Source organism: Sporichthyaceae bacterium, assembly GCA_036493475.1.
Classification (GTDB): domain Bacteria; phylum Actinomycetota; class Actinomycetes; order Sporichthyales; family Sporichthyaceae; genus DASQPJ01.
Genome location: DASXPS010000020.1, coordinates 1 through 11,738, shown reverse-complemented (window position 1 = coordinate 11,738; position 11,738 = coordinate 1). Strand labels below are relative to the sequence as shown.

General features: G+C 70.1%; 11 protein-coding genes. 7 read left to right on the top strand and 4 right to left on the bottom strand.

All coding sequences use genetic code 11. The features are described from left to right. Positions 1 to 350 (bottom strand): hypothetical protein (locus tag VGJ14_02550; protein HEY2831278.1); only part of this gene is annotated, 350 nt, incomplete at its 3' end. A 326-nt stretch (positions 351 to 676) separates the two neighbouring features. Between VGJ14_02550 and VGJ14_02545 the strand changes: the two genes are divergently transcribed. From VGJ14_02545 to VGJ14_02530, 4 genes are all read left to right on the top strand, one after another. Then, a complete protein-coding gene (locus VGJ14_02545; GenBank protein ID HEY2831277.1) occupies positions 677 to 1,189 on the top strand; it encodes a hypothetical protein in 513 nt (170 codons plus the stop codon). A gap of 384 nt (positions 1,190 to 1,573) precedes the next feature. Continuing rightward, complete coding sequence (locus VGJ14_02540) at positions 1,574 to 2,398, top strand: DUF2470 domain-containing protein (protein ID HEY2831276.1); 825 nt, start codon at positions 1,574 to 1,576, stop codon at positions 2,396 to 2,398. Positions 2,399 to 2,556: 158 nt separating this feature from the next. Then, entirely contained in the window at positions 2,557 to 3,426 is an 870-nt protein-coding gene (locus VGJ14_02535; GenBank protein ID HEY2831275.1) for a serine protease, read from the top strand. A 219-nt stretch (positions 3,427 to 3,645) separates the two neighbouring features. Further along, positions 3,646 to 4,308, top strand: coding sequence for a hypothetical protein (locus VGJ14_02530; GenBank protein HEY2831274.1), 663 nt, complete (start codon positions 3,646 to 3,648; stop codon positions 4,306 to 4,308). A 303-nt stretch (positions 4,309 to 4,611) separates the two neighbouring features. Here VGJ14_02530 and VGJ14_02525 read toward each other — a convergent pair whose 3' ends face one another. Both VGJ14_02525 and VGJ14_02520 read right to left on the bottom strand, forming a co-directional pair. After that, on the bottom strand, positions 4,612 to 4,758 hold the full coding sequence (locus VGJ14_02525) for a hypothetical protein (protein HEY2831273.1): 147 nt from the start codon (positions 4,756 to 4,758) through the stop codon (positions 4,612 to 4,614). Between the two features lie 82 nt (positions 4,759 to 4,840). Then, positions 4,841 to 6,103: a site-2 protease family protein gene (locus VGJ14_02520; GenBank protein ID HEY2831272.1), complete on the bottom strand. Its 1,263-nt coding sequence runs from the start codon at positions 6,101 to 6,103 to the stop codon at positions 4,841 to 4,843. Between the two features lie 18 nt (positions 6,104 to 6,121). On the opposite strand from VGJ14_02520, the gene VGJ14_02515 reads away from it, so the two are divergent. Together VGJ14_02515 and VGJ14_02510 are read left to right on the top strand one after the other, a co-directional pair. Beyond that, positions 6,122 to 6,448, top strand: coding sequence for an antibiotic biosynthesis monooxygenase (locus VGJ14_02515; GenBank protein HEY2831271.1), 327 nt, complete (start codon positions 6,122 to 6,124; stop codon positions 6,446 to 6,448). 350 nt (positions 6,449 to 6,798) lie between these two features. Next, positions 6,799 to 7,449, top strand: coding sequence for a hypothetical protein (locus VGJ14_02510; GenBank protein HEY2831270.1), 651 nt, complete (start codon positions 6,799 to 6,801; stop codon positions 7,447 to 7,449). Here VGJ14_02510 and VGJ14_02505 read toward each other — a convergent pair. Then, a complete protein-coding gene (locus tag VGJ14_02505) occupies positions 7,446 to 9,362 on the bottom strand; it encodes an AMP-binding protein (protein HEY2831269.1) in 1,917 nt (638 codons plus the stop codon). The genes VGJ14_02510 and VGJ14_02505 overlap by 4 nt on opposite strands. Before the next feature lie 105 nt (positions 9,363 to 9,467). On the opposite strand from VGJ14_02505, the gene VGJ14_02500 reads away from it, so the two are divergent. Then, complete coding sequence (locus tag VGJ14_02500; protein HEY2831268.1) at positions 9,468 to 11,714, top strand: molybdopterin-dependent oxidoreductase; 2,247 nt, start codon at positions 9,468 to 9,470, stop codon at positions 11,712 to 11,714. Positions 11,715 to 11,738 lie beyond the last annotated feature (24 nt).

The following is an 11,738-nucleotide window of genomic DNA, read 5'->3' as shown; positions in this document are numbered from 1 at the left end:
GCGTTCGGGTTGTCGAAGGCATCCACAATGGCCACCGTCGCCCCGGCGCCGAGCTCGGTCGGAATCGCGTAAGCGGCTTTCAGGTCCGCCGGGGAGTAGCCCTGGATCGCCGCGGGTGAGGCGACGTGGGAACGCGACATTGGCTGAACGTCCGTGCGCCGTTCGGCAAAGCACGTGGCGTAGCCGGGCGCCGGGTGCGGCGTGCACACCCGCTCCGATCGCGGCGTCGATCTCGGATCGGCCGCAGCCGTGGAACCGAGCCCGGTGGCCAGCACCACCACCGCCAACAGTCCGGTGCCGAGCCCTCGCGCCATGCCGAACCGACGCGTACGCGGATCCGGGCGGGGCACGGCTGCTCCTCGGCTGCATGTGCAATGGCCTGTCGATCGTGAAGGCGCCCGAGAGCGGGTGTGGCGCGAACGACCCGGAACACATCACAAGTTCAGCCGTTCGGCGCAAGAGAGCGAGCACCGGCCCGGCTTGATCCGCAGCGGGGACACAACGAGCCGTCGATGCCTGAGATGACGTCGCAGCGGGCAGGTTTGGCCTCAACGGCCGGTGTGAAAAACCCGGGGAACTGCCGGCTTCTCCAGACCTGGCCCCCAGGAAACGAGCTGACCATGTCGGGACGACGTACGCAGAAGGGACAACTCACACAATGCGGATTCCACGCACGATGCTTCTGACGGCCGCCCTGGCCGTCGTGCCCGCGGCCGCGACGACACCGGCATTCGCCGCTGACGTCCGGTCCCATCCGACGGTCCGCTCCGATGACCACCCCGGCCCGTCGCAACTGTCCGACCAGCAACGCGAGTGCATGGCGAAGAAGGGCTTCGGGCCCATGCAGCATCACCCGGGTGACCAGCCGCCCGGCCGGGACCAGATGCAGAAGCGCTGGCACGACCGCATGCAGGCCGCGAAGGACTGCGGCGTCACCGGGTGGCCCGGTCCCGGGCGCCACTGGGGTCCGCCGATGAACGAACAGCAGAAGGTCTGCATGGAGCAGAAGGGCTTCGGGCCGGGCATGCACCGCCCGGACCAGAACCAGCGGCCCAGCCGCGAGCAGATGGACAAACGCCGCCAGGCCTTCCACGACGCGGCGCAGGCCTGCGGCCTACAGGGACCGAACAAGTGGCACAAGGGACCGGCCGGTCCGAGTGGTCCGGGCGGGCCGGGTAAGCCGGCGTAACACGCGACGCCGGCGCGACACAGCAGGGCGGCGGGTGCCGCCGACGCACCCGCCGCTCTGTGCACGTTTCCCCGAAAGCGCAGAACCGCGCGTCGATGTCCGGTGTGGACCGCGCGGTTCTACGCTTTCGGCGCGATCCGCAGTCAGCTGGTGCTCACCGGCTCGGAACCGACGGTGAAGACCGTGGACGCGGGGGGAGCGCCGAATCTGACGGAGCGTATGTGGCGGAGCATGTCGGACCCCGCAACACACCTCGGTTGAGGCCGGGCACCTCGGATTCCACCTGTGCTGCGCACGCTCTTACTCGCCACGGCCGCGTCGGGCGGCCCGCACCACCAATCCGTGATGGGCTTGGCCCGTGATGGACAGGACGGAGGCGACGAGATGAGCGACAACGGCGGCCACGGCGTGCCCGCGGAGGCACAACCACAGACCACGGCCACGCTGCGGGCGACGGTGAACCTGCACGGGGAACCGTCCGACGCGGAACGCTCCCGCACCCTGATGACGGCCAAGGCGTTCGCGTCGCTGGCCACGATGAGCACCGAGTGCCCGGGATATCCGTTCGGGTCGCTGGTCGGCTACGCGGTCGATTCCGTGGGCCGCCCGCTGCTGTCGTTATCCAGCCTGGCCGAGCACTCCCGCAACATGGCCGCGAACCCGCGGGCGTCGCTGATGGTCACCGAGCACGACGGCGGCACCAACCTGCTGGCGCTGGCCCGAGTCACGCTGGTCGGGGAGATGTCCAAGCTGGACGGCGACGAACGCCAGGCCGGGCTGGACCTGTATCTGGAGACGCACCCGACGGCGTTCTACGCCTCCTTCCACGACTTCTCCGTCTACCGGTTGGAGGTCGCCAACGTGCGCTACGTCGGCGGGTTCGGCCGGATGAGCTGGGTGACCGCCGAGGGCTACGCCACCGCCGAACCCGACCCGCTGCTGCCGGTCGCCGAGGGCATCCTGAGGCACATGAACACCGACCACCCCGAGGCGTTGGTCGACTACTGCCGCGTGTACGGGCGGGTGGAGCCGACCTCGGCGGAGATGGTCGGGGTGGACCGCTACGGCATGGACGTGATCGCGACCCTGGACGGCGAGGACCGCCGGGCGGTGCGGATCAACTTCACCGAACGCACCGACACCACCGACGCGGTGCGCCGGCAGACCATCGCGCTGCTGCGCGAGGCGCGGGCGCAGCTGTCGGGCTGACGCCGCGTCAGCATCTCTCGCGGTGAGCCAGACTACCGTTCTGTACGCCGCATCCCGGGGTTTACCGAGCCTCCGCCCGGGCAGGCAATGAACAATTACACAACATCTGCGTTGCGTAAATATGAGCTTTCGATGAACACCGCAGCGGAGGAGCAGTCATGAGTTTGTCCGGACGCACCGCCCTCGCGCGCACCCTGGGCGTCGCAACGGGCCTGGCCACCCTGACGTTGGCCGCCGCCGCCCCGGCGACGGCCGGGACCGGCGGGCCGAACCTGGTGGCCACCGGTGGGCACTGGGCCCCGGCGGCGAGCGCAACGATCCATCCCGGCGTGGTGACGCTGACCAAGGACGCCGAGTGCACGGCCAATTTCATCTACACCGCGAGCGGGCACACCTACCTGGGTCAGGCTGCGCACTGCTCCGGCACGGGGCAGGCCAACGAGACCGACGGGTGCAGCGCGCACTCCTTGCCGTTGGGCACCCCGGTGAAGATCGAGGATTCCGGGGTGACCGGGAAGCTGGTGTACAACTCCTGGCTGCTCATGCAGAAGGTGGGTGAGAAGGACAAGGACACCTGCACCTTCAACGACCTCGCGTTGATCGAGATCCCCAATTCCGACGTATCCAAGGTCAACCCGTCGATCCCGTTCTTCGGCGGACCGATCGGGTTGAACACGACGGGCACGAAGGCCGGGGACCCGGTGGAGTCCTACGGGAATTCCCCGCTGCGGCAGGGCGTCTCCTCGCTCTCCCCCAAGACCGGTACCAGCATCGGTGATGACGGCGGCGGCTGGTCGCACTCGGTCTACACGCTCACCCCGGGCGTGCCGGGCGACTCCGGGTCGGCGTTCCTGGACGGCAAGGGTGCAGCACTGGGCGACCTGTCAACGCTGTCGGTGGCGCCGAATCCGCTGAGCAACCAGGTCAGCGACCTGGCCCACGAGCTGCGCTACGCCCGCGCGCACTCGAACCTGAAGGACCTGCAGGTAGTGGCGGGCACCGAAAAATTCACCGACTCGGGCGCCTGACCGACCTGACATGTCTGGATCCCCTGCCGCCGGCTGGATCGGCGGCGGGGGTCTGCCGTCTGTGCCGGGATGTTCGCCCTCGCGGGCAATTCCCCGCGACGCCGTTGATGATCGTTTGACGGAAGCAACGAGGTTCGTTGCGGTACTTGCCCGCAGGAGCACCGAATCCGAACCGATCAAGCCTGGCTGTTTTGGTGCCGCCCTCGACAGGATTCGAGTGTGACCACATCGACTGGATCCTGGGTGAACGTGATGGGGCCTGCCGGCTCCCTACGGCAGGACTGGGTGCCGTCCGACCAGCCTGCTTCGCCGGACGGCACCTCGGGCCGGTGGCATCTGGTCAGCGCGCTGGCCGGTGCGCAGGCCCACTGGGAGTGGCACCCGAGCCCGACCGTGCCCCCTCCCCCCGTCCGCCCTTCGGCGACGGCGCGGCCGCGGGTGCCGCAGGACCTCGCGAGCAACCTCCGACGTGGCTTCATCGCGGCGGTGGTGATGGGCGTGCTGATGCCGTGGGCGACCCTCGGCCCGTTCGCGATCACCGGTGCCACCATCAAGGACGGCAAAGTGCTGATGGCGATCGCCCTCGGCGCCCTGGCCGTGTCCTTGGCCCCGCGTCGCCTGGTGGTGCGGCTCGTCGACATCGTGCTCGCCGTGGCCGCGTTCATGGCCTCGATGATCGATGCCGGCAACACCACCGGTCTGCTGTCCAAGGTCCCCGGTGTGATCGACGTCAAGGTCGGCTCCGGGCTCGTCGTCTGTGTGCTGGCTTCCGGCGCCTGGCTGGCGTCCCTGGTGTGGGAGCAGCTGCGGGTAATCCGCGGCCGGCGCCGCGTGCGGCGCGCGCGTTTCACGCCTCCGGCTTGGTACCAGCCGGCTCACTGATCCGTCCGTCCAATCCTGGAGGGTTGCGCCGGGGCGCCGACCCCGAGCAACCCCGCGCCGGCTGAAGTCGCGCTGCTGCGCGAGGCCCGGGCGCAGCTGTCGGGCTAGGGCTTGCGGTCGGCGGACAACCCGTAGTCATGCAGAACCTGACGCTAGTCCGCGCACCGCAGGCAGCAAGATCGCCACGAACGACGGGCCGGCGGCCGCGTGGGAATTGCGCTACGAACTCGGGGTCGACCTTCCACCGCGAAACCGATGCGGTGCGCCGGCAGACCATCGCGCAGCTGTCTGGCTGACGCCCCGTCAGCGCCCTTCGACGACGGCGGTCGGGGTCAGGGTGTCGTGGCTCGAGGTGTTGCACATCGCGACCAGCGCCCCGGCGATCGTGGTCGCCGCGAGCAGGCACGCGGTGAGCGTCCACCGCAGCTTCCTCGCGCTGGTTCTCGTCATATTCATAGGTAATAGTTGACTCGACCGCGACCCGACTAGTGGCGTTTGTCAGGTATAGCCGGCCTTCTCCCGGGCGGCGCGCTCAGTACAGCGTGACCGGGTTGACGATGTCCGCGGCGATCAGCAACACCGTCAGGCAGCCGGCGAGCACCAGGAACACATAGGTCGCCGGCAGCAGCTTCGCGGTCGGGATGCGGCCTGGGTCGGGGCGGCCCAGCTTCCGGGACCGCCAGCGGCGCAGGGACTCATACCCGACGACGGCCATGTGGCCGCCGTCCAGCGGCGGCAGCGGCAGCACGTTGAACAGGCCGATGAAGATGTTCAGCCCGCCGATGATGGTGAAAATCGCGCCGATGCGTTCGCCCAGCGAGACCTGGTGGACGTTGAGGGTCTCCCCGGAGATGCGGGCCGCGCCCACGACGCCGACCAGGCCCTCCTTGTCCCGGGTGCCGCCGTGCAGCGAGTCGACCAGATTGGGGATCTTGTTCGGGATGGTGAACAACGCGTGCACGCTGCCGGTGACCACCCGGCGCATCAGGATGGCCGAGCCCTTGGCGCCGGCGATCGGGCCGGCGTGCACGAGGTGGCTGTCGGCGCTGACGCCGAGCACGCCGACGTTGCTGATGCGATCGGGGTGATCGGGGTCGGGACGGTCGCGGGTGACCAGGTCGGGGGTGACGGTCAGCTGCTGGCCGTCCCGGCGCACGGTGAGCGGCAGCGGTCCGGCGCCCGCGGCGCGGATCAGCGCGGTGGCCTGGTCCCAGCTGTGGATCGGGGTGTTGCCGACGGCGGTCACGGTGTCACCGGGACGCAGGCCCGCGGCCGCGGCGGGTGAGGCCGGGTCGGTGGCGGTGCAGGCGGCGGCCCCGGCGGCCGGCACGCAGGGCGCGACGGAGGCGACGGTGGTGGTGATCTTCGAGGTGCCGAACCCGACCAGTGCGATGAAGAACAGCAGAAAGGCCAGGATCATGTGCGAGGCCGACCCGGCGACCAGCACCACCTGACGCTTGCGCGCGGGGAAGCGGTGGAAGGCGCGGGGTTGGTCGACCTCCGCGATGACCTCGGTGTCGGCCATGCCGATGATGCGCACGTACCCACCGGCCGGGATGGCCTTGAGGCCGTACTCGGTCTCCCCGCGACGGAACGACCACAGTTTCGGGCCGAAGCCGACGAAGTACTCCGTCGCCTTCATGCCGTAGTGCTTGGCGGTGAGCAGGTGGCCGAACTCGTGCACGGCGACGGAGAACAGCAACAGCAGGACGAACAGCACCACCCCGATGGCCGTCAGCACCGCGTCAGTGAACCACAGCAGCCCTGTGATGTAGTTGCGAACAGCGGTGACCAACCTTTTAGGAGGCGGGCCATGTCCTACATCGCCATCAACGTTCTCAGCGTCGCCGAAGGCACCGGGGCGTACCTGGAGGAACGCTTCGCCACCCGCGCGGGCATGGTGGAGAACTCCAAGGGCTTCGAGGGCTTCCAGCTGCTGCGCCCGGTCGAGGGCACCGACAAGTACTTCGTGTTCTCCCGCTGGGCGTCCAAGGAGGACTACCAGGCCTGGCGCGACGGCATGGGCGCGGTCGCCCACCAGCGGGAACGCAACGAGCACGGCGACATGGCCGTCACCGGGTCGGAGCTGTGGAAATTCGACGTCGTGCTCGACGTCGCCCCCACCCCCTCCAACGCCTGAGGCGTGGCCCCGCGCCGCCCGCGCCCCCGCTGCCGCACCCCACGCCGCGCAACCCACGACCACCACCTCGACCCTGGAGTCCGGCCCGACGTGGAGCTTCGAGGCGTGGCCACCGCCTACGCTGTGACGCATGGCAGAGCGCCCGCGGTGGCTTCCGGGTGATTGGTTACGGGCGCAACTGGCAGAGCGGTCGGCTGATGCCGGGCTTACCGCCGAGTTGAGCGCCCTGGCGGAGCAAACCCCGAGCGAGTCGGACGGGGGCTCCGCGCGGTCGCGGCGCGCGTAACGGATGGGCGTCACGCGGTGCGCCTGCCGGACGCCGACGCCGCCGGCCGGGCACGCTGCTGCGCATGTCATGCGCACGGGTGGGGGGCGCGGCGGCACTGCTGGTGTCGGCGGTGCTCGGGCTCGCGGGCTGCGGGGCGGGGATCTCCGCCGTGCCCAGTGCCTCGCCCACCCCCTACCTCGAGCCGACGCCGACCAGGGTGCCTTCCGGAACGAACTACGTGCTGTTCCCCGGCAAAGTGCCCGGGCCCGGCTGGCAGCTCACCAGCGCCGCCGAGCTCGGCGACCCGAACACCCAGGACTCGCTGGACCAGGCCACCGACATCGTCTGGAGCGTGGAGTACGAGGACGTCAGCAATGGCGACGGCGACAGCGCCCCGTACCTGGAGATCTCGGCCTTCAACCACCCGCTGGAGCGCAACACCCTGCAGATCAAGGATCCGAAGGCGACCGACGGGAAGATCGGCGAGCGGCCCGCGATCTGGGGCAGCGACCCCGATGACCCGGACGGCCAGGTGTTCGTGGCGATGTCGCTGACCTGGGAGTTCACCGTCGAGCTGTACGCCTACAACATGACCGTGGACGAACTGCGCCAGTACGCCGGCAAGCTGCAAGTGGTGAAACAGGACCAGTGGCGGGCCGCGAACGCCGGCGCCGGGGTGGGCGACGCCGCCGACACCCCCGAACCGGGCGAGGGCGGCGGCGACGACGGTTAGCCGCGGGTCGCCTCCTTGACCGCGTCGACGGCCTCCGGGTCATCCATCGCCGAGGTGTCCCCGGTGTAGTCCCCGGTGGTGCCGATCTCGCGCAGCACCCGGCGCATGGTCTTGCCGGTGCGGGTCTTGGGCAGTGCCCGGCACACGTAGACGTTGCCGAGCCGGGCGTAGCCGCCGATCTCCCGGACCACCGCCGCATCGGCGTCGGCGCGGACCGCGGCCTCGTCGCCGTCGGGGCGCAGCACCAGGAACGCCACCGGCACGGTGCCCTTGGTGTCATCGGGCACCCCCACCACCGCCACCTCGGCCACGCCGGGCTGCGCGCCGATGGTCGCCTCGATCTCCATCGTGGAGATCCGGTGCGCGGCGACGTTGATGACGTCGTCGGAGCGGCCGAGCACCCACAGGTGTCCGTCGTCGTCGAGCAGCGCCTCGTCGTTGGTGGCATAGCGGCCGGGGAACCGCGCGAAGTACGCCTCGTGGTAGCGCGCCGGGTCCTGCCACACGGTGCGGCACATGGTCGGGAACGGCTCGGTCAGCACCAGGTTGCCCTTGGTGTTCGTCGGCACCGAAACGCCGTCGTCGTCGACGATGTCGAACGCGTGCCCCGGAATCACCCGGCCCAGCGACCCGGCCTTGAGGTCGTCCACCCCATAGACCGGGTAGCACCATGTGGAGCCGGTCTCGGTCTGCCCGTAGGCGTTGACCACCGGGGCGTCGAAGGTCTCCGCGGTCCAGGTGAACGTCTCGGGATCCAGCGGCTCGCCCTGCATGGTGAACAGCTTCAGCTCCAGCCCGTCCGCGCCGGGGCCGCCGAACTTGCGCAGCATGCGGGCCAGCGTGGGGGCGCCGAGCACCTTGGTGACGCAGTGTCGGCGGCACATCTCGTAGAACCGATCTGTGGTCGGGGTGTCCAGTGCGCCCTCGTAGCAGAGCAACGTCATGCCGCAGGCCAGCCCGCCGACCACGGCCTGGATCGGGAAGGTCAGCCAGCCGACGTCGGCGGCGCACCAGTAGACGTCGCCGTCCTCGTAGCCGACCTGCCAGTGCGCGTTGGCCCAGGTGCCGAGCAGGAACCCGCCGACGCTGTGCACCACCCCCTTGGGCTTGGCGGTGGTGCCCGAGGTGAAGATCAGGAACGAGGCCTCGTTGGGGTCCAGCGGTGTGCAGTCGATGCCGCCCTTGCCGGCCGCGACCACCTCGTCGTAGCGGTGCTCACCGTCCTGCAGCTCACCCAATGTGCCGGTGCGGTCGACCACGATGGTGCGCGCCACGGTCGGGCAGGAGCGCCGCGCCTCGCGCAGGGTGGCCAACAGCGGCACCTGCTTGCCGCGGCGGAACGACGCGTCGGCAACCACCACGGTGGCCGCACCCGAGGCCTGCAACCGGGAGGCCACCGCGTCGGGTCCGAACCCGGAGAACAGCACCGTGTAGATGGCGCCGATGCGGTTGCAGGCGTGGATCGCGGTGAACGCCTCGATCAGGTTCGGCATGTAGATGGCGACCACGTCAGCGTGCCCAACACCCATGTCCACCATCGCGGCGGCCAGTGCGGACACCTCGTCGCGTAACTGCGTATAGGTGTAGCTGCGCACGTCGCCCGGCTCGCCCTCCCAGATCAACGCGACCCGGCCGGCGGTGGCGGGGTTCTCCGCCCAGCGGTCGATGCAGTTGTCGGCGATGTTGATCCGGCCGTCGGTGAAGAATTTGGCCTCACCCAGCCCGCCCTCGCGCACCACGGTCGGTGGCGTGGACCACCGCTGCTGCTTGGCCACCCACGCCCAATAGTCGTCGATGGACATGGCCCGACATCGGGCCAGTTGGTCGGCGCGGTCGATGCGTTGCCAATGCCCGGGCAGCGGGATCAGCGGGTTCTTGGCCAAGTGGGCGGCGCTATCGGGTTGGGACGTCATGCCGAAAATCCTAAGGGACCTGTTCTGCGCGCATGCATAGACGAAATCGACCCCCGGTTGTAGGCTCTCGTGCATAAGCTACCGTTGAGTAACTTCGGAGTCGCCGTGACCGAGTGGCAGCCCACCGCGTGCATCCTCTGCGAGTGCAACTGCGGACTGGAAGTGGAGGTCCAGGACCGACGGCTGCTCCGCATCCGGGGGGACAAGGCGCATCCCGCCTCCGGCGGATACACCTGCGAGAAGCCGCTGCGGCTGGACCACTACCAGAACGCACCGGACCGGCTGACCAGCCCGCTGCGCCGGCGCCCGGACGGCACCTTCGAGGCCGTGTCCTGGGAGACCGCGCTGTCCGAGATCGCCCAGCGTCTGCTCGCCGTCCGCGATGCCCACGGCGGGCAGAGCATCTTCTTCTACGGCGGCGGCGGACAGGGCAACCACCTCGGCGGGGTGTACATGCGCTCGCTGATGGGCGCGCTCGGCGCGCGCTACCGCTCCAACGCCCTGGCCCAGGAGAAAACCGGGGAGTTCTGGGTCGATGCCCGGCTCTACCGCGCGCACACCCGCGGCGACTTCGAGCACGCGCAGGTGTCGGTGTTCCTCGGCAAGAACCCGTGGATGTCGCACGGCATGCCCCGAGCCCGCCCGACGCTGCGGGAGATCGCCCGCGACCCGAACCGCACGATGGTCGTGATCGACCCGCGGCGCACCGAGACCGCGGAGCTCGCCGAGCACCACCTGGCGCTGCGCCCCGGCACCGACGCGTGGTGCCTGGCCGCGTTGTGCGCAGTGCTCGTGCAAGAGGACCTGATGAACCATCAGTTCCTCGACGAGCACACCACCGGCGCCGACGCGGTGCTCGCGGCGCTACGCGCGATCCCCGTCGACGACTACGCCGCGCACTGCGGCCTGGACCCGGCCGACGTGCGCGCGGTGGCCCGATGCATCGGGTCGGCGAGCAGCGTGTCGATCTTCGAGGACCTCGGTTTGCAACAGGCCCCGCACAGCACGCTGTCCTCGTACCTGGACAAGTTGCTGTGGCTGCTGGTGGGCAGCTTCGGCAAGCCCGGCGGCATGGGCATGCACACCGACGTGGTGCCGCTGGCCCGCACCGACCCGGAGGACCGCGCGTTCTCCCCCGTGGTTGGCGCCCGGATCATCGCCGGTCTGGTGCCGTGCAACGTGGTCGCGGAGGAGATCCTCACCGATCACCCGGACCGCTACCGCGCGATGATCATCCAGAGCGCTAACCCGGCGCACTCGGTGGCCGACACCGCCTCGTTCCGGCGCGCGTTGGCCGCGTTGGATCTCGTGGTGACCGTCGAGGTGGCGATGACCGAGACCGCGCGGTTGTCGGACTACGTGCTGCCCGCGGCCACCCAGTTCGAGAAGCACGAATGCACCTGGTTCAACTTCGAGTTCCCGCACAACACCTTCCACCTGCGCGCGCCGCTGCTGGAGCCGTTGGCCGGGACGCTGCCCGAGGCGGAGATCTACGCGCGGTTGGTGGATGACCTCGGCACGCTCGACGGGGTGGACCTCGCCCCGTTGACCGACGCGGCCCGGGCCGGCCGTGCGGGGTTCGCCGCCGCGATGACCGCGGCGATGAAGGACCCGCGGATCGCCGCGGTGCTACCGGTGGTGCTCTACCGCACGCTGGGCCCGACGCTGCCGGACGGCCCGACGCCGGCCTGCCTGTGGTCGATCGCCCGACGCGCGGCGGCCGCGGCACCCGACGCGGTGCGTCGGGCCGGGCACGGCAAGCCCGGCGACGACGCGGCGGCGATCGGTGAGGCGCTGTTCGACGCCATGCTCGCCGGCGAGCACGGCATCACGTTCAGCGTCGATGACCACGCCGATGTGTGGTCGCGGGTGACCACCCCGGACGGCCGGATCCACCTGGCGATTCCCGAGCTGCTCGCCGAACTGGCCGGGCTGGACACCGATCGCGGCCTGCCCGACGGTTTCCCGCTGGTGCTCGCCGCCGGCGAGCGGCGCGCGTTCACCGCGAACACCATCATGCGCAACCCGCAGTGGCGGCGGCGGGACACCGGCGGTGCGCTCCGCGTGCATCCCGAGGACGCGTTCCCGTTGGGCATCGCGGACGGCGACCGGGCGACGCTGGTCACCGCCGGCGGTCGCGCCGAGGTGACCGTGGCGCACGACGAGACCATGCCGGTCGGCGCCATCGCGTTGCCCAACGGTCTGGGCCTGGATGTGGCCGATGCGGACGGGGTGTTGCGCCGCACCGGCACCGCGCCCAATGACCTCACCCGCGCCGCCGACCGCGACCCGATCGCGGGGACGCCGTGGCACAAACACGTCCCCGCCCGCCTGGAAGCGCTCCCCATCTGACGCGGCGTCCGCCCCACCGTGAGC

Excerpts from the sequence above, each read along its gene's own strand:
- VGJ14_02510 (HEY2831270.1), top strand. The coding sequence starts at position 6,799 with ATGTCATGCGCACGGGTGGGGGGCGCGGCGGCACTGCTGGTGTCGGCG.
- VGJ14_02515 (HEY2831271.1), top strand. The coding sequence starts at position 6,122 with ATGTCCTACATCGCCATCAACGTTCTCAGCGTCGCCGAAGGCACCGGG.
- VGJ14_02535 (HEY2831275.1), top strand. The coding sequence starts at position 2,557 with ATGAGTTTGTCCGGACGCACCGCCCTCGCGCGCACCCTGGGCGTCGCA.
- VGJ14_02540 (HEY2831276.1), top strand. The coding sequence starts at position 1,574 with ATGAGCGACAACGGCGGCCACGGCGTGCCCGCGGAGGCACAACCACAG.
- VGJ14_02545 (HEY2831277.1), top strand. The coding sequence starts at position 677 with ATGCTTCTGACGGCCGCCCTGGCCGTCGTGCCCGCGGCCGCGACGACA.
- VGJ14_02525 (HEY2831273.1), bottom strand. The coding sequence starts at position 4,758 with ATGACGAGAACCAGCGCGAGGAAGCTGCGGTGGACGCTCACCGCGTGC.
- VGJ14_02505 (HEY2831269.1), bottom strand. The coding sequence starts at position 9,362 with ATGACGTCCCAACCCGATAGCGCCGCCCACTTGGCCAAGAACCCGCTG.